This window comes from Streptococcus mitis (genome assembly GCF_047464965.1).
Taxonomy (GTDB): Bacteria; Bacillota; Bacilli; order Lactobacillales; family Streptococcaceae; genus Streptococcus; species Streptococcus mitis_DU.
On sequence record NZ_JASHAT010000002.1, the window covers coordinates 17,365 to 39,716 of the forward strand.

Here is a 22,352-nt window from a genome sequence, read left to right on the forward strand (position 1 = left end):
TTTAGACAATCCTTATTCTATCAATTTTTATATCTTTTAGCAATATGTTTTCTAAAAGAATATATGAGAAAGCGGTTTTATTTCTTATAAAAAACAAAAGGATTAAGGGAGTAATTTTCCTTAATCCGAAAGTTCTTATTCTTGACGTTGTCCGAAATCTGCAATCATTTGCTCCATTTCTTGTCGACTCGGAGTTGTCAGCATATAAAGGTAATCTCCTTGAAGTTCTGCGAAGGCCGCTGGCATGATTTTTTTAACCTTGAACTGCTGGCTATATTTGGCAAGCAAGTCCTCCTCAGAATGGACATAATGAGCATATGCACGGCGAGACGTAGCCAAACAATACTGAGGTTCAAAGTCTGACTCTGGGAACTCTTCTCCTGCGACTATAGCTGCATAGCCACGATAAAGATCCAAGGAATGAGCAAAATTATAAACATCAATGGTGAAACCACCTGCAGGACGATTATTGTACTCAATAGCGATGTAATCATCTCCCTCGCGGAAGAACTCGATATGGAAGAAACGTTCTTTCATACCAAATTCCTTGACAATGGCTTCCCCATACTTGCGAAGTTTGGGATCCATATCCTTGAGTACATAGTAAGAATTGTCCATCTTATAAATCATGAGATCAAGCGGTGTATAGGCGTAGTCAAAGGTTGTTGAAAAGACAATTTTACCATCCTTGTCCACTAAACCATCAAAGGTGCAAATTTCGCTGGAAGTGACAAATTTTTCAAAGAAATAAACGGTCGAATGGTCCCATTCAGACTTGAAGTGATTGATATCGTCTGCTGTCTCAAGCTTAAAGGTTGCGGCTGCCCCCACTCCATTGTCAGGTTTTGCAATCATTGGAAGGCCGATTTCATTCACAGCTTGATCCACATCTGCTTCCGTCTTGATAACAGCTCCAGGTACCACGGGGACACCTGCTTTTTTGAACAATTTCTTCATTTCAGACTTAAATTTAGTCTTTTTGAGGTCTTCTGGTTTGGCACCAAAGACATTAAATTGTTCTCTGAGTGTTGCATCCAGCTCAAGCCAGTATTCATTATGGGACTCGATGCGATCGATAGGACCATGCTTGTAGAAAAGAAATGCAACTGCACGCTTGACTTCGTCTACATTTTCAAGATTATCAACACGGAAATACTCAGTCAGGCTAATGCGTAAGGGCTCATCCAATTGCTCGTAAGGTTCTTGGCCAATTCCCAAGACTGTGATGCCTTTATTAGCTAGTTCAATAGTAAACTGTTGAAAGTTTTGCGGATAGTAGGGAGAAATAACAAGGTAATTCATAGGTCACTCCTTTTATAAATAGAGATTGCCGAGGAAATAAGGCATTTGTTTGCGCCACCATTCCCAGTCATGGGCGACATCGTGTCCCCATTCAGCAAACCAGGCTGGAATTTGTTTCTGGTCAAAGGCTTCTTTGAGCTTGTAGAAAGATGGTAGACCATCTTGTTCCCAGGCACCAAGACCCGTACACAGCACAATCTCTGCCTGACGATAACGATCAATAAACCAGCCGTCGTTCTGGTTCCAGATATAATCTACTGGCGAGTTTTGGTAAATAGCATCGTCATTGTAGTAATCGCCGACAAAGAAACGTGCGTCGTAAACACCACTAAGAGCTATCACCTTGGTAAAGACATCTGGATGCTGAAGGAAGAAATTGAGTGCATGGTAGGCGCCCATGGAGCAACCTGTCGTCATCATACCATCAAACCAACCTGTCTTATGCTTGATAAAAGGAATGGCCTCCTCAATCACATAGCGCTCATAGGCACGATGCATCTCTGCTTGGTCGTGACCGTTTTTCCAAGTGGCTAACCAGCTCTCACTGTCAACACTGGATAGGGTAAAGAACTGGACACGGCCTTCCTCGATAAAAGAAGCACAGGCATCAATCATGCCAAAATCATAGTATTCGTTGTGACTACCACCTGATGAAGCAAAAACCACAACTGGAATCCCAGCATGTCCATAACGATTAAGATACATTTCACGGTTAAGATTGCCACTCCAGTGGCTAAGGTTTTCAATATGCATTTGATTTCTCCTTTTCTAACTTACCATTTCTCTGCAAAAAATCTCAGACAGTCTGGTAAATTTTCAGACCAAGGGATTTCACTATGGATGGCACCAGACTGAACTTTTAAGACAAGATTATCCAAATGAACTCCCCCTGCTATCAAATCATGGTAATAGCGAAGAGACGAATCGATATAGGCTTGTTTGATATTACCAGCCATCAGGGTCTTGTCCGTATCATCTGCTTCTTCTGTTCCAACATAGATAAAGATACGCTGGTCAGGCGATAGTTTCTTGCGCTCGATATAGCGATTAAAAGCTTCTTGATGGAGCCAGTTAGCAGATGAAAAGACACCTAGACAACCAATTTGATTTTGGTATTCCAAACCGATAAACTGGGTAATATTCCCTCCTAATGAGGAACCAATCATGGCTGTATGCTGGCGGTCTGCTTTTGTACGATAAGTTTCATCGATAAAAGGCTTGACCACCTCCATGACAAACTCGGCATACTCCACACCCTTACCGCCAAACTGCTGCCCTGGGATAGGAGATTCTTGGAACTTCCAAGCCGCATACTCATTCATCCGCCCCATACCATCATTGTCAATGGCAACGACAATCATGCGACTGATGTCAGGATTACGCTTAATAGCTGGGATAATCTTCCATGAATGGCCAATGAAGGACTCTTTACTATAAAAAACATTTTGCCCGTCATGAAAGTAAACAACAGGATAGGAACGATCCGTGTCTTTCTCGTAATCTTTAGGCAGAAGAACACGTACACGACGTTCCTTACCTGTATAAGGAACCTTGAGTTTGTGTTCTTTCATTTTTAAATAAAAGTAGGATAGATTCATTGTCAGAAAACTCTCTATATTCAAAATTTTATTTCATTATATCACAATTATAGAAAAAAAGTTAGTTTTGCTTCCATTTTTGGATTAAAAACTAACTTTTTTATTTATTTTTTCTAAATTCTTTTGGATTTTCTGATTTAGAGGAGATTATCAATCAAGTCATCCACTTCATCTTTTTCAGCTTGAGGTGTAATCTCAGTAATCATGATACCAGCCACTGATCGATCAACCAAGGCTTCAACATCCATGCGCGCTTCGTACTGCTCCGCATTCTTAATCTTAGGATTTGTTTTTGGACGATCTGGTGCAAAAATCGTACAACAGTCTTCAAAGGGCTGGATTGAAATGTCAAAGGTATCAATTTCTTGTGCAATATCGATGATTTCCAACTTATCCATGGTTACAACTGGACGGATGATGGGAGTATTGGTAACGGCATTGATAGCCTGCATGCTTTCAAGGGTTTGGCTGGCTACTTGTCCTAGACTCTCCCCATTGATGATAACCAAACCATTTCGTACCTCACGAATACGGTCGGTAATCCGCATCATAAAGCGACGAGTTAGAGTCATCAAATAAGCCTCTGGCGCTTTAGCCTTGATTTCCTCTTGAATCTCAGTGAAAGGCACCTCGATAAACTGGATATTTCCCCCGAACTTGGTCAATTTACGGGTCAAATCTTGAGCTTTTTTAAGGGCACCAGGACTCGTGTAAGGTGGACTAGCAAAGTGAACGGCTTCGATATCCACTCCACGTTTCAAAGCAAGATAACCTGCTACAGGTGAGTCGATCCCTCCTGACAGCATGAGCATCCCTTTACCTGAAGTTCCAACTGGCAAACCACCCGCTCCACGAATGGTTTCATAAGAAAGATAGGCTGCTTCTTCACGAATCTCCACCTGAAGATTGATGTCAGGACTTTTCATTTGAGCTTGCACATTTGGAATGGCTTCGAAAACAGCTCCTCCAAGTGTTTGATTGAGTTCACGACTATCCAACTCAAAGTTGTGGTCGCTACGCTTGCTAGAAATTTTAAAGGTCATGCCATCCTTGTAGATGTCCTGCATAATCTCTTGGACAGCAGACTTCAAAATTTCTACAGATTTTTCAACCTTGTATACAGGGGAAAAGTTTTGAATTCCAAAAACTTGTTTGAGCGATTCTGCTACTGCTGTGTAATCTGCTCCATTGAGGTAAGCATGGGCACGGTCACGATCTGCCGTTACCTTAACTTGGGGATAGATAGACAAAACGTCTGAAATATTATTGCGAAGTTTATTGATGAAACTCATACGGTTTTTACCCTTGGTTGACAACTCACCGTAGCGAATCATAATTTCTGAATATTGCATGAATGCTCCTATCTTACTTTTCTAGTTTGATTGTAAATCAATTTTAACTTGGTCAAAAACTGCTCGACCTGACTCATATCATTTTCAAGGTCTAGGCTAAGACGCACAGCTGACTGGGCCTTATCTTTATCCACTCCCATGGCAATCAAGGTACCTGCAGGTTTTCCAGCCTTGGACGAACAAGCAGAAGTCGTAGAAATAAAAATATCATAGTCTTCAAAGGCATGAACGATAACTTCTCCACGAACACCCTTGATTCCAAAAGTCAGGATATGAGGGGCAAAGTCTTCCTCATCTGAGAAGATAAAAATATCTGGATAGTCCAGAAGGGCTCGACGAATCACTGCCTTCATCTGGCCAGTCTTACTCGTAAAGAAATCTAGCTTTTCCATAGACAAACGCAGAGCCTTGGCTGTCGCTGCAATCCCTGCCACATTTTCAGTTGTCGAGCGATAATCACGCTCCTGACCACCACCTGTTAAAAGAGGCGTAATCTTCTTGCCAGACTTGATATAGACAAATCCAACACCTCGAACTCCGTGAAACTTGTGACTAGAGAAAGTTGCAAAATCCACTCGTTCTGTCAGATATTTTTCAGTCGGAATCTTGGCAAGTGCCTGAACAGCATCAACGTGGAAGGAAATAGTCGGCTTGTCTGCCAACAGTTCTGAAATAGCCTCAATGGGCTGGATAGAGCCGATTTCATTGTTTACAGCCATGACAGAAACGAGGGTCGTATCAGGTCTTATCAAATCTGCTAACGCTTCAACATCCACAAATCCTTTGTTATCAACTGGAGCAAAATCTACTTCAAATCCTTGAGATTTCAACCAGAGAGCTGACTCTTTGACTGCCGGATGTTCAATGGCTGATACGATGATGTGCTTGCCAAATTGAGCTTTTTCAAAGGCGACACCCTTGATGACCCAGTTATCTCCTTCTGTCCCACCAGAAGTAAAGAAGATTTCATCGCTTTTCTTACCGATTAAATCTGCAATCTGTTGGCGAGAAGCATCTAAGATTCGTGTTGCCTGGTCTCCCAAACGATGGAGACTAGATGGATTTCCTAAAATTTTTGAAGCGACCTGCATATAAGTTTCAAGGGCTTCAGGATAGGGCTTGGTCGTCGCCGAATTATCAAAGTAAATCATGTTTTCTCACGCTTTCTAAAATCACTCCTTCTATTGTATCATGAAACGGAGCCTGCGACAAGAAAGGGCAATTCCTCTTTTTTTAAGATTTTTTTAAAGAAATGCGGTATAATAAATTTTAATTAAAGGAGAGAATGTATGTCTAATTATCGTAGAACTTCAAAACCAAAAACAGAACACATCAAAAAAGGCTTTACAGTCTTTCAAAAAACCGTTGCTACTATCGGTAGTATCCTTGGCTTAATTACCGCAAGTATCACGATTATGAACGCCTTGGATAATAACAAAAATACTAAAAAAGAACCTACGACAAGCCAGACGACAACAATTGTCAAAGAAATTCAAAAGGAATCCCCTCAGGAAAACACTAGTCCCAATAAGGAAAATAACACTTCTCAAGAAAAAACACAGCAAGAGGAAACACCAAAATCTAGCGTCAAGGAAGAGAAAAAAGAAGAGCAGAAAGCAGCAACTCAGGATTCTTCTACTCCTACTCCAAGTAAACCTGCCGCTGATAATGAAAAACAGTCCAATAATACTCCAACTTCAGAAAATAAAAGTAATCAATAGCCAGTAAAATAGCTTCCCTCCAAACTTGGAAAGAAGCTATTTTTTTATTGTTGTAAAACTTTTCTTGGTTTGGTACCTTCAGCTGGACCAATGACACCTGCTATCTCAAGCTCTTCCATGAGACGGGTCGCACGATTAAATCCAACTGACAAACGACGCTGAATCATAGATGCGCTGGCTTTCTGGGTCTCAATGACCAAAGCCTTGGCTTCTTCAAAGAGCGGGTCACCACCAGATTCACCATCTGAAAATTCTCCTTCATTTTCAGAAACCTCACCTGGATCAAAACTCTCATCGTAGTCCGCATCTGCCTGAGCCTTGATAAAGTTTACGATGCGTTCAACATCATCATCCGAGATAAAGGATCCTTGGAGACGAACTGGATGATTTTCATCGATTGGTTTAAAGAGCATATCTCCTCGACCAAGCAGTTTCTCAGCTCCATTTTCATCCAAGATGGTGCGCGAGTCTGTACCTGATGATACCGCAAAAGCCACTCGAGATGGGACATTGGCCTTGATCAGACCAGAGATGACATCAACGGATGGACGCTGGGTTGCAAGAATCATGTGGATACCTGCAGCCCGCGCCTTCTGCCCAAGACGAATGATGGCATCTTCCACTTCCTTGCTGGCCACCATCATAAGGTCAGCCAACTCATCCACAATCACGACAATAAGCGGTAGCGGAATTTGCTTGTACTCAGACTGGGCATTGAACTCTTCTACCTTGGCATTAAAGCCTGCAATATTCCGAACTCCTACCTTGGCAAAGAGTTCATAACGATTTTCCATTTCATCCACAACCTTTTGCAGAGCCTTACTGGCTTTGCGTGGATTGGTCACAACTGGAATCAAGAGGTGGGGAATGTCATTGTAAACAGACAACTCAACCATCTTGGGGTCAACCATCATAAATTTAACTTGGTCAGGTCTCGCCTTCATGAGGATGCTAGCAATAATGCCGTTAACTGCTACTGACTTCCCTGAACCCGTTGAACCTGCAACTAGCAAGTGGGGCATCTTGGAAAGGTCAAAAGCTCTTGCGGTGCCATTAACTGCCTTTCCTAGAGGAATTTCTAAGAGATTTTCTGCTTTCGTTTGAGATTGTTCCCATAGTTCGCGGAAGGATACCGTCGCAATCTCAGAGTTAGGAACCTCAATCCCGACTAAGGATTTACCAGGTATTGGAGCCTCAATCCGGACATCCTTGGCTGCCAAGGCTAGAGCGAGGTCATCTGCTAGATTGGAAATGCGGTTAACCCGTACACCGACTGCTGGCTTGACTTCATACTTGGTCACTGACGGCCCAATTTCAGCCCGTTCAACCGTTACCTTAATACCAAAACTAGCAAAAGTTTCTTCTAGGATTTTGATGTTTTCACGAACGATTTTCTTCTCTTTCGACTGGTCTTTTGGTTTATCTGGGGCAAAGAGTTGTAAGCTTGGAAGTTTGTATTCAAGGGCTTCCTTTGCTGAAAAATCGACCTGAACATCTTCGACATCAGAGCCATCTCCCTGTTCAGTGAATTCAAGTTCAGCTTGAGGCAAGATGATCTCTGGTTCTACCCACTCTTCTTCTGGAACAGGTGGAACGTCAAGCACAACATCTTCTGTCAGAATTTCACCCGTTTCCATATCAACAGGAGGCATATCGAGTAAGGCTTTTTCAGCCTCTTCTTTTTCTAATCTAGCCTCTTCCTCAGCCTTTTGGCGAGCTTTTTCTTCTTGTTTGACAAAACGTTCCTCTTTTCGACGCTCATGCCCTTCCCGCCATTTGGCAAAGCCTTTACTGCAAAATTCAGCAATATCGTAAACAGACCAAGGACTGACTAGGAGGGCACCCACTAAAATCAAGATAGAACCAATAAAGTAAGTACCGATATTTGAGAAGAGAAAGGCTGTTGGCACATAGAGTCCAACACCAATCAAGCCACCTCCAGCAAAACTGGTCGTTCGAAAACCAGTCAAATCCGTCACAACCTGAGCCATGGTTCCTTTTAGAACGGACTTGTCCAAACCATATTTCCAAACTAAGTAGGCCTCAAAAATCAAGAGCAAACCTGCAAATATGGTGAAAAAGCCAGATAGGAGCCCTTCCTGTTTTCGTATCCACTTGAAAAAGAAGAGGTAGAGCAGGATACCAAATATTGCCAGATAAGCTAGGCTACCCACCAGCAAGCGAATGAAATTGTAAAGGGTTATACCTGCAGCCCCTAATTTGAAGGCTGCGAAAATCAATAAAAGCGCGATTCCCAACGAAATCAACATTCGTTGAATCGCTTCTTTTCTTTCGAGTTCTGCTTTAGACGGTCTCCGTCTTGTTTTACTTGTATTCTTGTTTGCCATTCTTCTATTATACCATATTTCACAAGCATTTCGGAAAGAGAAAAAGACTGCACCAAACGGTCCAATCTTTTCATTTTATATCTAATACTCAATGAAAATCAAAGAGCAAACTAGGAAGCTAGCCGCAGGCTGTACTTGAGTACGGCAAGGCGATGCTGACGTGGTTTGAATTTGATTTTCGAAGAGTATAAGTTTTATGCTTGGGGTTTACGTAGATAACCATAGACCACACCACTTACGATTGCTCCTACCAAGACAGAAACGAGGTAAAGAAGAGCATTTGAAGTAAGGGCAATAACGAAGATTCCTCCGTGTGGCGCCATGAGTTTGATACCAGTAAGACCAACGAGGCCACCTGCTACTGCTGAACCAAGGATGAAGCTTGGGATCGCACGAGCTGGGTCAGCGGCACCAAATGGAATTGCTCCCTCAGTGATAAATGACAAGCCCATGATGATGTTTGTCAAACCAGAGTTGCGTTCTTCTTTGGTAAATTTATCTTTGAAAAGAAGAGTTGCGACAAAGATTGCAAGTGGCGGCACCATTCCTCCAGCCATAACTGCTGCCATGGCTACAGAACCACCTGAAGAAACAGTTGCCGCAAGCGTACCGGTACCAAAGACATAAGCCGCTTTGTTAACTGGTCCACCCATGTCAACAGCCATCATTCCACCAAGGACGATACCAAGAAGGACAGCTGAACCTCCTCCAAGACCGCCTAGGAAGTCATTCATAGCAGTGTTGATTGCTGTCATTGGGATATTCACAGCTAGCATGACAAATCCAGTCAAGATTGTTCCAAGAAGTGGCAAGAGAAGAATTGATTTAGCACCTTCGAGTGAACGAGGAACTTTAACGTATTTCTTGATAGCAAGAACTAAAGCACCTGCGATAAATCCACCAACAAGGGCACCTAGGAAACCAGATGAGACACCTGCAAGAGTTGAAGTTGCTTCACCACCTGCGGCATAAGGAATTTTACCAAAGGCAAAACCTTCTTTGGCAATAGCACCAGCCACGAAACCTGCTACCAAACCTGGTTTTTCAGCGATAGAGTATGCAACATAACCTGCAAAGACTGGGAGCATCAAACCAAAGGCAGCACCACCAATTTTCATGAACATAGAAGCTAACTCATGATAAGAACCAAGATTTCCAAGGTTTTCATTTGGCACACCCAAAGCACCGTCAATCAAGAAGGCAAGGGCAATCATGATACCACCACCGATAACGAATGGCAACATTTGGGATACACCACTCATCAAGTGTTTGTAAAAGGCACCACCAAGGCTTTGTTTTTCGTTAGAGGTTGTTGCAGCTTTTGCACCATTAGCGGCACGGTAGACTTCAGCATCTCCTGAAAGAGCCAAGTTAATCAACTCTTCCGTCTTACGGATACCGTCAGCAACCGGACGATTGATCAATGGTTTACCATCAAAACGATCCATCTCAACCGCCTTGTCTGCTGCGATGATAACAGCTTTAGCCTTACGAATGTCTTCCGCAGTTAGTTGGTTACCAACACCACTAGCACCGTTGGTTTCGACCTTAATTCCAACACCCATTTCAGCAGCCACTTTTTGAAGGGCTTCTTGGGCCATATAAGTGTGGGCAATACCTGTCGTACAAGCTGTAACAGCCACGATAAAGTCACCAGATTCATTGACAGGCGCTTGAACAGGCTCTTCAGTTTTTTCTGAAGCTTTGTCAAAAAGTTCGATAACTTGGTCAGCTGATGTTGCTTGACGAAGTTTGTCAGCAAAACCGTCTTTCATCAAGTATTGAGACAATTCTGCCAAGGCTGCCAAGTGGGTGTCATTGGCACCTTCTGGAGCTGCAATCATAAAGAAAAGATCAGTTGGTTGCCCATCCAAGCTCTCGTAGTCAACACCCTTATTTGACTTGGCAAAGAGAACTGTCGCTTCTTTGACAGCTGCGTTTTTGCTGTGAGGCATAGCAATTCCGTCACCCAAACCTGTAGAAGTCAAGGCTTCACGCGCCAAAATTCCTTCTTTAAAGGTTTCAAAATCTGTCACATAACCGTGGTCTGTTAAACTTTTAATCATCTCTTCAATGACAGCTGTTTTTTCAGTCGCCTGCAAATCCAGCAACATAACATCTTTTCTCAATAGGTCTTGAATTTTCATCTTTTTTCTACCTCAACTTTTTCATATGTTTCTTTAATAAATTCTGCTGTTGCTAAATCATCTGAGAAGGTGGTTGCCGTTCCACAAGCCACTCCCCATTTGAAGGCTTCTACTGCATCTTTAGATTTGACAAATTCACCTGTAAATCCGGCAACCATAGAGTCACCAGCTCCAACTGAATTTTTGACTGTTCCCTTGATAGGTTTGGCGAAGTAAGCTCCCTCAGATGTGACAAGAAGAGCACCGTCACCAGCCATAGAGATAATGACGTTTTGAGCACCTTTAGCCAGTAACTGACGAGCATATTTTTCAATTTCATCTAAACTTTCGAGTTTCACTCCAAAGATAGCTCCAAGTTCGTGATTGTTTGGTTTTACAAGAAGTGGCTGGTAGTCCAAACTATCAATCAAGGTCTGTCCTTCAAAATCACAAACCACCTGCGCACCAGTCTGACGGGTCAAGGCAATTAGCTCCTTGTAGATAACATTACCTAGATTCTTAGCACTTGAACCCGCAAATACAACCGTGTCTTCTGCAGTCAAACTAGACAAAATAGCTTTCAATTCTTCTAACTGGGCTGGTTCCACATTTGGACCAGTCCCGTTTATTTCTGTCTCTTGGTCTGCTTTGATTTTAACATTGATACGAGTATCTTCTGCCACTTGGACAAAACGTGTCTCGATTGCTTCATCAGCCAAAGTATCTGTGATAAATTTACCAGTAAAACCTCCGATAAATCCAGTCGCTGTATTTGGAATATCCAAGCGTTTCAAGACACGACTGACATTGATTCCTTTCCCTCCAGCAAACTTATCATCACTATCCATTCGATTGACGCTACCGACTTGGACTTGGTCCAAACGAACGATATAGTCAATAGACGGATTGAGTGTGACTGTATAAATCATACTTCTATTACCTCCGTTTTCTCCTTAATAGTCTGCAAGAGCTCATGCCCTTGACTTGTGATAACAATAGCTCGTTTGAGTGGTGCTACCTTAGCAAAGCAAGTTTGTCCAATTTTTGACGAATCCACCAAGACATAGGTCTGTTTGGCATTCTCTAAAATAGCACGCTTCACAGCCCCCTCCTCCATATCAGGAGTCGTATAATAACCATCGTCCACACCATTCATCCCGATAAAGGCACGGTCAAAGTGCAATTGGTTAATCTGGTTAAGAGCAACGCCCCCGATGCTAGCATCTGTAGCCATCTTGACACTTCCTCCAACCATGACAGTTGGAATCTGCTTTTCAACCAACTGTGCGGCATGGTGAATCGAATTCGTCACAACAGTAATATTCTTATTGACCAATTCATGGATCAAAAAAGCAGTTGTTGTTCCAGCATCAATAAAGATGACATCTTGTTCCTTGATGAGAGAGGCCGCCTTCTGAGCTAGCAACTTCTTCTCTTGAAGGTTTTTGACAGATTTTTCTTGAATGGTTTCTTCTTCCTGCAAGGAATGGGGCAATTCTGCTCCACCATGCACGCGACGAAGCTTGTTTTCCGCTTCCAACTCATCCAAATCTCTTCGAACCGTTGATTCTGACGTTTCTAACAAACTAACTAATTTTTCTAGAGAAACTACATGATGTTGATTTAACTCCTCTAAAATCAGTTGCTTCCGCTCTGTTTTTAACACTGAATCACCTCCTGTTATCGTTTACACTATTCATTCTATCACACTTTCTTTCAAAGTCAAGCGCTTTTTGTCATTTTCTTTCAAAATCTATCATTTTTCTTATTTCCAAAATTTTTATTGCAAGATAAGAGCCTTTATGGTAGACTATTTGAGTAAGTATTGGAAGATTACTCAAGAGGCTTAAGAGGCCGTGTTGGAAACGCGGTAGGCGTGTAACAGCGTGCGTGGGTTCGAATCCCATGTCTTCCGTTTATTTTAAAAAAGATACCCAAGAAATCTTGGGTATCTTTTTTCTTATATACTTGTTTTATAACTCGGGTGAATTTCTTAGAAAATATCAAATAACAATTTCACATTGAGAATTGTTAAGATAATGGAAACGATATAGCCAAGGAGGGTATTCCATTTGGCATTGGTAAATTCTCCCATCAGTGATTTCTTAGAAGTTAGATAAATCAGTGGGAAGATTGAAAATGGAAGAGCAATCGAAAGAAAGACTTGTGAATAAACCAATAACTGATCCAATGTTTTTTCCTGATGACCAAACAGAACCGCTACAATCATGACAGGCAACAAGGCAAAGAGACGAGTTGCCAAACGAATGAACCATTGAGGTAATCTCATATGCAAGAAACCTTCCATAACGATTTGTCCAGTCAAGGTACCCGTAATTGTCGAATTTTGACCACTGGCTAATAAAGCCAAGGCAAACAAGGTTGATAAGGTCGAGCTAGCTATAGCTCCTGCAATAGTAGAATCCTGCAAGGCATTATACATTTGAGAGAAGGCAGAAATCTCAGATGCATGGCCGAAAAAGAGAGCCGCCCCGAGAATTAATAGAAGGGAGTTAACCACAAAGGCCAAGGATAATTGGAGATTTGAATCCCAGGTCATAAAGCGCACGGCTTTTCGAACATCATTCTTGTCCTTGTGATTGATTTTCCGAGTTTGAGACAAGGAAGAATGCAAATAGAGGTTATGGGGCATAACCGTTGCTCCCACGATCCCTAGTGCCAAGGTTAATTGACTTTCATGCCCTGGCAAGGGACTTTCAAATAAGGTTGCATTCGGTAGATAACCCTCAACGATTCCTTGGAAGCTTGGATGTGACAAAGCTACCAGATAGGTAAAAATTGCTAGAATGGTTAAAATCAGTGTTGTCACAATAGCTTCAATCTTCTTAAAGCCAAATTTCATCAGAAGCAATAAGAGAAAAACATCCAACACGGTCAAGAGAATTGCTATCATAATCGGAATCTTAAAGAGAAGATTGAGAGCAATCGCTGAACCTAGAACTTCTGCCAGATCTGTCGCCATCAAGGCTAATTCTAAAATCACCCATAGACTATAACGAAGCCATTTAGGTGAATGATGAGCCGTTGCTTGAGCCAGGTCCATCTGGGTTACAATACCAAGCTTTCCTGCCATCTGCTGAAGTTGCATGGCAATGAGAGATGAAATCAAGATAACAAACAAGAGACTATACTTATAGGAAGCACCACCGACTACACTGGTAATCCAGTTTCCTGGATCCATATAACCAACTGCGACAAGAGCACCCGGACCTAAAAAGGCATTTAAATTTTGCCAGAAATGATTGTTATTTGGAGTATCGATAGATTGATTAATCTCAGAGAGTGACACTTTTTTATGAGAAGACATAGATACTTACCTCTTTCTAAACCTACTTTTTCATTATTTTCTATTAGAGAAAAATAAGATTGACTTTAAACTATTAAAACAATGAAAACTATATGAAAAACATTTAGTTTTTTCATTATTTTCTTAAGGCACCTTAATATTTTTCTTAAGGCACCTTAATATTTTTCTTAAGGCACCTTAATTATAACACAAAAAATGAAAACTATATGAAAAACATTTAGTTTTTTCATTATTTTTCTTAAGGCACCTTAATTATAACAGAAAATATGATAAAAACTTAAGAAAATTCAGGACTTGATTTAATATTTAGGATACAACAAAATGTTGTATTCTTTTTTTGCAAAAGAATACCAAAGAATAAAATAAAAAACGTTGTAAAAACAACGTTTTAGAAAGATTTACAAAACAATGTAAATTATCAATGGAGCCGGTGGGAGTCGAACCCACGTCCAAACATCTGCTAACATATTTGTCTACAACCATAGGTTATGTATTCGTTTAACAGTCCCTCGACACATAACTCAAGCCTAGAAACCGCGAGTCTATCAATCTCTTATCAAGCCGCTAGACAAGGCTTGATCGTATCTCGCTAATAATAAGACCTGTCATTGAACACGAGCAATCCAAATCGGGTCACGCCTGCTGGTTTTTAGGCAGCTAGAGCGTAAGAAGTGTTATTTTTTGCAGTTATATTTAACTGAGCGTTTACGTCGCCACACGAGTCGCAAAATATGCCTCATAATGCCTGTCGAATCCGTAACGACCCCAAAAGACAATAAAACCATTATACCTTATCTAACTCAAAAATGCAAAAAGGAAAGCAATTAACTACAAAAGATAGTCTTTCAAAGATTTTGTCAAAACCTGATAACCGGGAACACTAAGGTGCAACCCATCAGTTGTATAATCTTTTTTGAGTTGGCCTGCCTGGTCTGTCAAACTATCAAAAACTGGCGCAAATTCTACCTGCATATAGGCAGAGGAAAGTTCTTTATAGGCTTGATTCCATTTCTGAATTTTTTCATTCGTGCGGATATAGACTGTCTGCTTGTACTCCTCGCCCTCATTGACTGGCAAAATGGAAAGCAATTTTATCTCTGTCAGTGGATAATCGCGAGCAATGGATTGTATGATAGATTCGAGATTATTGAGAGCCTCATTCACAGGCACATCTTTTCCGATATCATTTGTCCCAATCAAAAGGACAATTTTATCTACCGCCCCACCGTACAGATGCGCATCCAGATTCTCTAATAACAGCCCTGTCTGATAACCTCGAATGCCTCGATTGACAATCGTCTTTGCAGTCCCAAATAGTTCCTGCAGAGGATAATATTCGACAATGGAATCCCCAATAAAAAGAATGTCTGGCTCTACAACAGAAACCTGATTTAAGTGACGATACTTGGTTTGGATTTTTTCTTGTTCCTTTAGGAGCCAATTTTCTAATAACTGTACTGCCACTTCATTCTCCTTTTTCTAACCAGTTCTCCAAGACTTGATAAACTCCTCCTTGGCTATTGGCTGGCGCTAGAGCAGTCGCCACAGCTTTGGCTTTATCATCAGCATTTTCCATCGCATAGGCAATTCCAGCCATTTCAAGCATTTCAACATCATTTTCACTGTCACCAAAAGCCATGATTTGTTGGGAGGTCAAGTCCCAGCGCTTGAGTAATTCTTCCAAGCCCCATGCTTTATGAATTCCAGCTTGAAGGATATCAATGCAACCATAGCCACTCGATACAGCACGAACACGGCCATCAAAGAGGTCATTGATTTCTTCCAAGACCGAACTCAAACGTTCCTCACCAACAACCATACTCATCTTGAGCACACCACCAAAGAGGTCAGAGGTTAATTCGTCCACAAATTGCATCCGTTGGTAGAATTTTTCAATCATTTCTGGAGTCATAAAACTTTCAAGGTCTGTAAAAATCGTACCTTCTTTGACGAAACCACCCTTCATAGACGTTACAACAAACTGATCCTGACACGCTCGACCCTTAAAATGAGCCAAAGCCTTATCGACAATGGCATCATCCCAAGTCTGAGCCTGAATCAGTTCATTGTTTTCAAAAATACGAGCACCGTTTGCAACAACCAGAACCACCCGATCGACCAAGTGCTCCAGTAGTTGCCTCATGCGGTGAATTTCATTCCCAGTCGCAATGACAAAACGAATACCCCTTTTATCCAACTGATCTAAAATCTTTTCCAAACGTGGGAGATCAAGCTGGCCTCTAGCATCCAGCAAGGTCCCATCCATATCTGTTGCAATTACCTTAATCGTCATTTACTTTCCTCTGGATTCAAGCTAGTCCCACTTCAATCCCACATGTTCGTTCATTTCTTTGTAGGCTGTATCAATTCGTTCCTTAGTCGCTTCATCTAACTGGTCACGATGACTACCACCCTCGATAAAATCTTCTAAGATATAAGTTTGGTATAGGAATAGTGGATAACCTTCTGGAGAATAGGTTCCTTTTGGTGTACGGTTTACCCAAGAAGGATGCGCTTTTGCAGTTTCGATTGTCGTCTTACCGGCTTTTTTCTTAATAGTCACATCCATGAGCACGCCGCGCTCTGTCCACTTAGCATTCTCTTCATCTTGCATGGTTTCAATTCGTTGATTGGAAATGAAGTTCCCCATTGAATAGATAATGAGTTTCTTGTCCCCATCTTTTTCAACCGTTTCAGATGGTTCAACTACGTGAGGGTGCCCTCCAAAGATAATATCCGCTCCCCAATCGATCATCTTGTGATAAAGAGCCTTTTGTTCTTCAGTTGGTTCCAAGCGATACTCCACACCCATCTGAGGCATGATAATGGTGATATCTGCTTCCTTCTCTGCTCGTTCAATTTCAGCCTTCATCTTGTCTTCATTTAGGTCTGAAAGATAGCGGTTATAGTCTTCTTGAGAAATACTTTGCTCAATTCCATTAAAACCATAAGAATAGGCTAAAAGTGCAACCTTGATGCCGTTCACTTCCTTGATAACCAGTGGAGCTTGATCACGTGACTCATGCGTATACACTCCAATAGGTGTCATTCCTGCCTTCTCAATAGCATCTGCTGTTGAAACCACACCTTCTATTTGTGAATCTAGGATATGGTTATGCGCCAAGTCTAGCACTTGATAACCGGCATCCTTGATGGCATCCATAACTTCACCAGGTGCATTAAATAGAGGATAACCTGCCAAATAGTGGTCCTTGTTCACAGTACCTTCAAAATCACCTATAATTAGGTCTGCTTGTTTGAGCCATGGTTTCACATAATCAAAATTCTCATGAAAATCATAGGTCCCATCTTCTTTTAAAGCCGAACGATAAATAGGAATATGATAAAGGAGGTCCCCATTGGCCATAATTCTAGCAGTTTTTTCCTCTTCCTGATCTTTAGTATTTTGGTTCGTCTTATTTGCTTCTTGAGAAATGGCATCCTTTTTTTGACTGGTTAAGGGGATTCCTTGGAAGCTTTCAAACAACAAGACCAAGCCCATTGATAAAGCAACTGCTAGCAAGAGTATCGCCACAAATCCCTTATTGCTCCACTTGCGATAACTCCTAAAAAAGTTTACAAAGCCTCTCACAAAATGAAAAACTGGTCCACGTTTATGTCTATCTTGTCTTCTTTGCATCTTCATTCTCCCTACTTTCTAATGCAAGCCTTTTCTTTTTATTATATCACAGATAAGTATTTCTTTCACAATTGAATTGAACTTCCTATCTATTTTCTATAAATCCTAAAGGCTGTAATACTTTCAATCCTTGTCATTTTGTGATATCATGTAGAGGTAATGAAAGGAGAGAAAATGTCTGCAATAGAACGTATTACAAAAGCTGCTCACTTAATTGATATGAAAGATATTATCCGCGAGGGAAATCCAACTCTACGCGCGGTTGCTGAGGAAGTCACTTTCCCCTTGTCTGACCAGGAAATCATTCTCGGTGAAAAGATGATGCAATTCCTCAAACATTCCCAAGATCCTGTCATGGCTGAAAAGATGGGGCTCCGAGGTGGTGTTGGACTTGCTGCTCCTCAATTAGATATCTCAAAACGTATTATCGCTGTTTTGGTACCAAACATTGTTGAAGAAGGTGAAACTCCGCAGGAAGCCTACGACTTACAAGCCATTATGTACAATCCAAAAATCGTCTCTCACTCTGTTCAAGACGCTGCTCTTGGCGAAGGAGAAGGTTGCCTCTCTGTTGACCGCAATGTGCCTGGCTATGTTGTTCGCCATGCTCGCGTTACTGTTGACTACTTTGACAAGGACGGCGAAAAACACCGTATCAAGCTCAAAGGCTACAACTCCATCGTTGTTCAGCATGAAATTGACCACATCAACGGAATCATGTTTTACGATCGTATCAATGAAAAAGACCCATTTGAAGTTAAAGATGGTCTACTGATTCTTGAATAAATAAAATCCCGTTGCAAGACGGGGTTTTGTGTTATAATAGAGGCATGAAAACAAATGATATTGTCTATGGCGTCCACGCCGTTACCGAAGCCCTCCTTGCAAACACAGGGAACAAACTTTACCTCCAAGAAGATCTCCGAGGTAAGAATGTTGAGAAAGTCAAGGAACTGGCTACAGAAAAGAAGGTATCCATTTCTTGGACCTCAAAAAAATCCCTCACTGAGATGACTGAAGGTGCTGTTCATCAAGGTTTTGTTCTACGAGTGTCTGAATTTGCCTATAGCGAGCTGGATCACATCCTTGCCAAAACACGCCAAGAAGAAAATCCACTGCTATTGATTCTGGATGGTCTAACTGATCCCCATAATCTAGGTTCTATCTTGCGAACAGCCGATGCGACCAACGTTTCAGGTGTCATCATTCCCAAGCACCGTGCTGTCGGAGTTACTCCTGTCGTTGCCAAAACGGCCACAGGTGCTATTGAACACGTACCGATTGCTCGAGTAACCAACCTCAGTCAAACCTTAGACAAACTCAAGGATGAAGGGTTCTGGACCTTTGGAACGGATATGAATGGTACTCCTTGCCACAAGTGGAATACAAAAGGGAAAATTGCCCTCATCATCGGAAATGAAGGAAAAGGCATCTCTAGCAACATCAAAAAACAGGTTGATGAGATGATTACCATTCCGATGAATGGACATGTTCAAAGTCTCAATGCCAGTGTTGCTGCAGCCATTCTCATGTACGAAGTTTTCCGAAATAGACTATAAAAAAGTTTCCAGTCATCTGATTGGAAACTTTTTTTATGATTAACTATGTTCGGTGATAAACTTGTAAGCTTCTTGACCAGCGATAGCTCCATCTCCAACTGCTGTTGTTACTTGTCGAAGGTCTTTCAAGCGAACATCTCCAACTGCAAAGATACCGTCAACTGCAGTTTTCATGTGATTGTCTGTCACAATCCAGCCTGCCTGATCTTGGATATTCAATTCTTTAACAAAATCACTAAGAGGGTCCAAACCAACATAGATAAAGACGCCACCGAAGGCTTGCTCTGTCACTTGACCTGTTTTCACATTTTCAAATACGACAGATTCTACTCGGTTTTCACCCTTGATTTCCTTAACTACAGAATCCCAGATAAAGCTGATTTTCTCATTCGCAAAGGCGCGGTCTTGTAAAACCTTTTGGGCACGAAGTTGGTCACGACGGTGAACAATGGTAACAGTCTTAGCAAAACGAGTCAAGAAGAGGGCTTCTTCGACAGCTGAATCTCCGCCACCAACTACCAACAAATCTTGGTCACGGAAGAAAGCACCATCACACACGGCACAGTAAGAAACACCACGACTGTTCAGTTCTTCTTCTCCAGGTACTCCCAAAGGACGGTGTTTAGAGCCAGTCGCTACGATAACGGTACGAGTTTCATATGTTTGGTCATCAGTCATCACTTTCTTAAAATCACCATGGTCTTCGACATTTTCAACATAACCATAAATGTGCTCAACACCAAGATTTTCAAGCGGTTCAAACATCTTTTCTGCCAATTCTGGCCCACTAATATTAGCGTATCCAGGGTAATTTTCAATATCAGATGTATTATTCATCTGACCACCTGGCAGACCACCTTCAATCAAGGCTACTTTCAGATTGCTTCGAGCAGCATACAAGGCTGCAGTCATACCTGCAGGTCCAGCACCGATAATAATAGTATCGTACATATAGTTTCCTTCTTTCTTGTTGTAACTATCTTTATTCTAACTCTTTCTTGTCAATCACGCAAGGATTATGCCTTGAAAACAAGAATTAAACTCATAACCGCAAAGGATAATACTGGAACAACCAAAACACCAATCATAATCATATCATAGAGATGGGCTTGGCGAGCCTTGGCTGTCTTATCAACTCCCGACATGGCTCTCAGTCCAATCCAAATCCCTAAAAAAATCAGGACGAGGATGGTGGTCAAGATCAAACTCTCGAAATATAAAGAAAATAGTTGCAGTAGCATGATTTCTCTCATTTCTATCTTTTTTAAAGAGTAAACTCAGCTAGTCCAGCTAACTGAGTTTTTCTTTATCTATTATATCAAATATAAGTCCGTTTGTAACTAGCGAAGAATTCTTTTGTTCGCTCTTCTTTAGGATGGTGGATAATCTCATCCGGTGTTCCAGACTCAATGATTTTCCCCTTATCTAGGAAGAGAATCTTATCCGCAACTTGAGCTACAAAGGACATGTCATGACTAACCAAAATCATGGTTTGACCTGACTTAGCAGCATCTGCAATAGACTTCTCTACTTCACCGACCAATTCTGGGTCAAGAGCTGAAGTTGGTTCGTCTAAGAGCAAGACATCTGGTTTCATAGCAAGAGCACGCGCCAAGGCAACCCGTTGCTTCTGTCCACCTGATAAATGTCGAGGATAATGGTTTTCACGATCAGAAAGCCCAACTTTAGCCAACTCTTCCTTGGCAATCTTAGTCGCTTCTTGGTCAGACAATTTCTTGACAACAACCAAGCCTTCTTTTACATTATCAAGTGCTGTTCGGCGTTCAAACAAATTAAACTGTTGGAAAACCATGGACAGCTTGCGGCGTAGGGCCAGGATTTCTTCCTGAGTGATTTTAGAAAAATCAACTGAGAAATCATCAATCTGAATTGATCCACTGTCAGGAGTTTCAAGATAATTGAGACTACGAAGAAAAGTTGATTTTCCAGCTCCTGAAGAACCAATCAAGGCTACAACTTCCCCTTTTTGAATATCTAAGTCCAGATGATCCAAGACAGTCTGTCCTGAAAAGGATTTGCTTAAATTCGAAATCTTAATCATTAACGAAGGTCTCCTTTCACATCTGTTTGCACTGTATCGGGTGCAGAAATAGCCATTTTTCTCTCGATGAAACGACCGAGGCTTTCAATTCCGATATTGACTACCCAATAAACAAGGGCAACGGAGATGAAGCGCTCAAAGTAACGATAATCAGCTCCACCCAGAATCTGAGCTTGGGCAAATACTTCCACAACACCCGCACTAAAGGCTAGGGAAGTTCCTTTGGTCAAGCCGATGAGGGAATTGATTAAGGTTGGAGTTGCCACAACGGCTGCATTTGGAATAATTACGCGACGATAAACTTGTGCTCGGGTCATACCCAGACTGCGTGCCGCCTCAATCTCACCAGGATTGACTGAGAGAATGGCTGCACGAATGGTTTCACTCGCATAAGCTGCTTCATTGAAAGCAAAGGCGACAATCGCAAAAGCAGCGGCTGGAATCGCATTGATATTGAAACCAGTTCCCCATTGCTGATTGAGAGCTTTCAAAGCCAAAGGAATTCCGTAGTAGGTCAACATGAGTTGCACCAAAATCGGTGTCCCTTTTAAGAAACTAACAAAGAAGGCCTGCAAGGGATATAAAATTTTGACACGATTGATTTTCACAATGGCAAAAAGAAGTGCCAAAACCAAGCCAAAAAGAGCACCACCAATTGTCAACATAATCGTTGTTGGAAGTTGTTGGACAATTCTCGGAATTCCATCAAAGACCGAACGCAAGCTAAAAAGCTTGCCATCCGGAATCAATTGCATCAAGTTTTGGTACCAATCTGATGCTAAAATCGTTGTAACATTCATAAAAACATCCTCTCCTGATAATGATTCATTCTACCATACTTCTGCCGTCAATGAAATTATTTGCTACGGTCAGATACAGACTTTGTCTACCTACTAGTTTATCATACTTTGAAACAGGGAGGTTATATATTTTATCTATCAAAGAGATAGATAAAAACTATTTCAATCCCAATTCTTCATAAGGTTTTCGATAACCGATTTGCTTAACAGTTCCATTTTCTACTAAAATGGGGCGTTTTAACAACATACCGTCGCTTGCTAGCAACTCAGCTGCTTCTTGGTTTGACAGACTTCCTACCTTATCTTTCAGTCCTAATTCACGGTATTTGATTCCACTGGTGTTGAAAAATTGCTTCAACTCGAAACCTGAGGTCTCTAGCCAGTTTAAAATGACTTCTTGACCAGGTGTTTCTTCCACGATGTGAACAGCTTTATAGTCTACACCGAGTTGGTTTAATTCTTGTTTTGCTTTTTTACAAGTTGAACATTTTGGGTATTCGATAAATTCTAACATGT

The 22,352-nt window shown here is 41.5% G+C and carries 21 protein-coding genes, 1 tRNA gene and 1 other RNA gene; 4 read left to right on the top strand and 19 right to left on the bottom strand.

What is annotated here, in order from left to right:
* Positions 1 to 135: 135 nt before the first annotated feature.
* The 5 genes from QM408_RS01555 to QM408_RS01575 form a co-directional block, all read right to left on the bottom strand.
* The gene (locus QM408_RS01555) at positions 136 to 1,302 is read right to left on the bottom strand and encodes an ATP-grasp domain-containing protein (RefSeq protein WP_261150328.1); all 1,167 of its coding nucleotides are present in this window, start codon (positions 1,300 to 1,302) and stop codon (positions 136 to 138) included.
* 12 nt (positions 1,303 to 1,314) lie between these two features.
* Positions 1,315 to 2,055, bottom strand: coding sequence for an esterase family protein (locus QM408_RS01560; protein ID WP_138702948.1), 741 nt, complete (start codon positions 2,053 to 2,055; stop codon positions 1,315 to 1,317).
* A 20-nt stretch (positions 2,056 to 2,075) separates the two neighbouring features.
* Positions 2,076 to 2,900 (bottom strand): alpha/beta hydrolase, encoded by an 825-nt coding sequence (locus tag QM408_RS01565; RefSeq protein ID WP_414373327.1) that lies wholly within the window; start codon positions 2,898 to 2,900, stop codon positions 2,076 to 2,078.
* 137 nt (positions 2,901 to 3,037) lie between these two features.
* Positions 3,038 to 4,252, bottom strand: coding sequence for a tRNA uracil 4-sulfurtransferase ThiI (thiI, locus tag QM408_RS01570; protein ID WP_386680737.1), 1,215 nt, complete (start codon positions 4,250 to 4,252; stop codon positions 3,038 to 3,040).
* Positions 4,253 to 4,260: 8 nt separating this feature from the next.
* Positions 4,261 to 5,403, bottom strand: coding sequence for a cysteine desulfurase family protein (locus tag QM408_RS01575; protein ID WP_386680734.1), 1,143 nt, complete (start codon positions 5,401 to 5,403; stop codon positions 4,261 to 4,263).
* Between the two features lie 138 nt (positions 5,404 to 5,541).
* Between QM408_RS01575 and QM408_RS01580 the strand changes: the two genes are divergently transcribed.
* Positions 5,542 to 5,973 (top strand): DUF6556 family protein, encoded by a 432-nt coding sequence (locus tag QM408_RS01580; protein WP_024057333.1) that lies wholly within the window; start codon positions 5,542 to 5,544, stop codon positions 5,971 to 5,973.
* A gap of 44 nt (positions 5,974 to 6,017) precedes the next feature.
* Here the strand turns inward: QM408_RS01580 and QM408_RS01585 are convergent, their stop codons facing one another.
* From QM408_RS01585 to QM408_RS01600, 4 genes are all read right to left on the bottom strand, one after another.
* Entirely contained in the window at positions 6,018 to 8,321 is a 2,304-nt protein-coding gene (locus QM408_RS01585) for a DNA translocase FtsK (RefSeq protein WP_414373331.1), read from the bottom strand.
* 194 nt (positions 8,322 to 8,515) lie between these two features.
* Positions 8,516 to 10,468, bottom strand: coding sequence for a PTS fructose transporter subunit IIABC (locus tag QM408_RS01590; protein ID WP_414373333.1), 1,953 nt, complete (start codon positions 10,466 to 10,468; stop codon positions 8,516 to 8,518).
* A complete protein-coding gene (pfkB, locus tag QM408_RS01595; RefSeq protein WP_414373335.1) occupies positions 10,465 to 11,376 on the bottom strand; it encodes a 1-phosphofructokinase in 912 nt (303 codons plus the stop codon). Before pfkB ends, QM408_RS01590 begins: the two co-directional genes overlap by 4 nt.
* Positions 11,373 to 12,113, bottom strand: coding sequence for a DeoR/GlpR family DNA-binding transcription regulator (locus tag QM408_RS01600; RefSeq protein ID WP_203212791.1), 741 nt, complete (start codon positions 12,111 to 12,113; stop codon positions 11,373 to 11,375). The genes pfkB and QM408_RS01600 overlap by 4 nt, the downstream gene beginning before the upstream one ends.
* Before the next feature lie 161 nt (positions 12,114 to 12,274).
* On the opposite strand from QM408_RS01600, the gene QM408_RS01605 reads away from it, so the two are divergent.
* Positions 12,275 to 12,362 (top strand) — tRNA-Ser (locus QM408_RS01605).
* Between the two features lie 78 nt (positions 12,363 to 12,440).
* Here the strand turns inward: QM408_RS01605 and QM408_RS01610 are convergent.
* From QM408_RS01610 to QM408_RS01630, 5 genes are all read right to left on the bottom strand, one after another.
* Positions 12,441 to 13,775: an Nramp family divalent metal transporter gene (locus tag QM408_RS01610; protein WP_084946942.1), complete on the bottom strand. Its 1,335-nt coding sequence runs from the start codon at positions 13,773 to 13,775 to the stop codon at positions 12,441 to 12,443.
* Positions 13,776 to 14,194: 419 nt separating this feature from the next.
* Positions 14,195 to 14,542: a transfer-messenger RNA gene (gene ssrA / locus QM408_RS01615) on the bottom strand.
* Between the two features lie 61 nt (positions 14,543 to 14,603).
* The gene (locus tag QM408_RS01620) at positions 14,604 to 15,239 is read right to left on the bottom strand and encodes an SGNH/GDSL hydrolase family protein (RefSeq protein WP_000290664.1); all 636 of its coding nucleotides are present in this window, start codon (positions 15,237 to 15,239) and stop codon (positions 14,604 to 14,606) included.
* Between the two features lies 1 nt (position 15,240).
* Entirely contained in the window at positions 15,241 to 16,068 is an 828-nt protein-coding gene (locus QM408_RS01625) for an HAD family hydrolase (protein ID WP_000153517.1), read from the bottom strand.
* A gap of 21 nt (positions 16,069 to 16,089) precedes the next feature.
* A complete protein-coding gene (locus tag QM408_RS01630) occupies positions 16,090 to 17,415 on the bottom strand; it encodes a CapA family protein (protein ID WP_001189732.1) in 1,326 nt (441 codons plus the stop codon).
* Positions 17,416 to 17,589: 174 nt separating this feature from the next.
* Between QM408_RS01630 and def the strand changes: the two genes are divergently transcribed.
* Positions 17,590 to 18,201 carry a peptide deformylase gene (def, locus tag QM408_RS01635; protein WP_001272937.1) on the top strand — a complete coding sequence of 204 codons (612 nt, stop codon included), beginning with the start codon at positions 17,590 to 17,592 and terminating at the stop codon, positions 18,199 to 18,201.
* Between the two features lie 44 nt (positions 18,202 to 18,245).
* The gene (gene rlmB, locus QM408_RS01640) at positions 18,246 to 18,974 is read left to right on the top strand and encodes a 23S rRNA (guanosine(2251)-2'-O)-methyltransferase RlmB (RefSeq protein WP_024057830.1); all 729 of its coding nucleotides are present in this window, start codon (positions 18,246 to 18,248) and stop codon (positions 18,972 to 18,974) included.
* A 39-nt stretch (positions 18,975 to 19,013) separates the two neighbouring features.
* Here the strand turns inward: rlmB and trxB are convergent, their stop codons facing one another.
* The 5 genes from trxB to QM408_RS01665 form a co-directional block, all read right to left on the bottom strand.
* Complete coding sequence (trxB, locus tag QM408_RS01645; protein WP_000272298.1) at positions 19,014 to 19,925, bottom strand: thioredoxin-disulfide reductase; 912 nt, start codon at positions 19,923 to 19,925, stop codon at positions 19,014 to 19,016.
* Between the two features lie 65 nt (positions 19,926 to 19,990).
* Positions 19,991 to 20,215: a DUF4059 family protein gene (locus tag QM408_RS01650; protein WP_000926599.1), complete on the bottom strand. Its 225-nt coding sequence runs from the start codon at positions 20,213 to 20,215 to the stop codon at positions 19,991 to 19,993.
* A gap of 77 nt (positions 20,216 to 20,292) precedes the next feature.
* Positions 20,293 to 21,036, bottom strand: coding sequence for an amino acid ABC transporter ATP-binding protein (locus tag QM408_RS01655; RefSeq protein WP_000590965.1), 744 nt, complete (start codon positions 21,034 to 21,036; stop codon positions 20,293 to 20,295).
* Complete coding sequence (locus QM408_RS01660; RefSeq protein ID WP_020901891.1) at positions 21,036 to 21,836, bottom strand: amino acid ABC transporter permease; 801 nt, start codon at positions 21,834 to 21,836, stop codon at positions 21,036 to 21,038. Before QM408_RS01660 ends, QM408_RS01655 begins: the two co-directional genes overlap by 1 nt.
* A gap of 157 nt (positions 21,837 to 21,993) precedes the next feature.
* The gene (locus QM408_RS01665) at positions 21,994 to 22,350 is read right to left on the bottom strand and encodes an arsenate reductase family protein (RefSeq protein WP_020901892.1); all 357 of its coding nucleotides are present in this window, start codon (positions 22,348 to 22,350) and stop codon (positions 21,994 to 21,996) included.
* Between the last annotated feature and the right edge of the window lie 2 nt (positions 22,351 to 22,352).

What these genes read in the sequence shown, in the direction of transcription:
- QM408_RS01660 (WP_020901891.1), bottom strand. Translation starts at nt 21,836, where the DNA reads ATGAATGTTACAACGATTTTAGCATCAGATTGGTACCAAAACTTGATG.
- QM408_RS01585 (WP_414373331.1), bottom strand. Translation starts at nt 8,321, where the DNA reads ATGGCAAACAAGAATACAAGTAAAACAAGACGGAGACCGTCTAAAGCA.
- QM408_RS01580 (WP_024057333.1), top strand. Translation starts at nt 5,542, where the DNA reads ATGTCTAATTATCGTAGAACTTCAAAACCAAAAACAGAACACATCAAA.
- def (WP_001272937.1), top strand. Translation starts at nt 17,590, where the DNA reads ATGTCTGCAATAGAACGTATTACAAAAGCTGCTCACTTAATTGATATG.
- QM408_RS01565 (WP_414373327.1), bottom strand. Translation starts at nt 2,900, where the DNA reads ATGAATCTATCCTACTTTTATTTAAAAATGAAAGAACACAAACTCAAG.
- QM408_RS01665 (WP_020901892.1), bottom strand. Translation starts at nt 22,350, where the DNA reads ATGTTAGAATTTATCGAATACCCAAAATGTTCAACTTGTAAAAAAGCA.
- QM408_RS01630 (WP_001189732.1), bottom strand. Translation starts at nt 17,415, where the DNA reads ATGCAAAGAAGACAAGATAGACATAAACGTGGACCAGTTTTTCATTTT.
- QM408_RS01650 (WP_000926599.1), bottom strand. Translation starts at nt 20,215, where the DNA reads ATGCTACTGCAACTATTTTCTTTATATTTCGAGAGTTTGATCTTGACC.
- QM408_RS01560 (WP_138702948.1), bottom strand. Translation starts at nt 2,055, where the DNA reads ATGCATATTGAAAACCTTAGCCACTGGAGTGGCAATCTTAACCGTGAA.
- QM408_RS01590 (WP_414373333.1), bottom strand. Translation starts at nt 10,468, where the DNA reads ATGAAAATTCAAGACCTATTGAGAAAAGATGTTATGTTGCTGGATTTG.
- pfkB (WP_414373335.1), bottom strand. Translation starts at nt 11,376, where the DNA reads ATGATTTATACAGTCACACTCAATCCGTCTATTGACTATATCGTTCGT.
- QM408_RS01655 (WP_000590965.1), bottom strand. Translation starts at nt 21,036, where the DNA reads ATGATTAAGATTTCGAATTTAAGCAAATCCTTTTCAGGACAGACTGTC.
- QM408_RS01555 (WP_261150328.1), bottom strand. Translation starts at nt 1,302, where the DNA reads ATGAATTACCTTGTTATTTCTCCCTACTATCCGCAAAACTTTCAACAG.
- QM408_RS01625 (WP_000153517.1), bottom strand. Translation starts at nt 16,068, where the DNA reads ATGACGATTAAGGTAATTGCAACAGATATGGATGGGACCTTGCTGGAT.
- QM408_RS01575 (WP_386680734.1), bottom strand. Translation starts at nt 5,403, where the DNA reads ATGATTTACTTTGATAATTCGGCGACGACCAAGCCCTATCCTGAAGCC.
- QM408_RS01610 (WP_084946942.1), bottom strand. Translation starts at nt 13,775, where the DNA reads ATGTCTTCTCATAAAAAAGTGTCACTCTCTGAGATTAATCAATCTATC.
- trxB (WP_000272298.1), bottom strand. Translation starts at nt 19,925, where the DNA reads ATGTACGATACTATTATTATCGGTGCTGGACCTGCAGGTATGACTGCA.
- thiI (WP_386680737.1), bottom strand. Translation starts at nt 4,252, where the DNA reads ATGCAATATTCAGAAATTATGATTCGCTACGGTGAGTTGTCAACCAAG.
- rlmB (WP_024057830.1), top strand. Translation starts at nt 18,246, where the DNA reads ATGAAAACAAATGATATTGTCTATGGCGTCCACGCCGTTACCGAAGCC.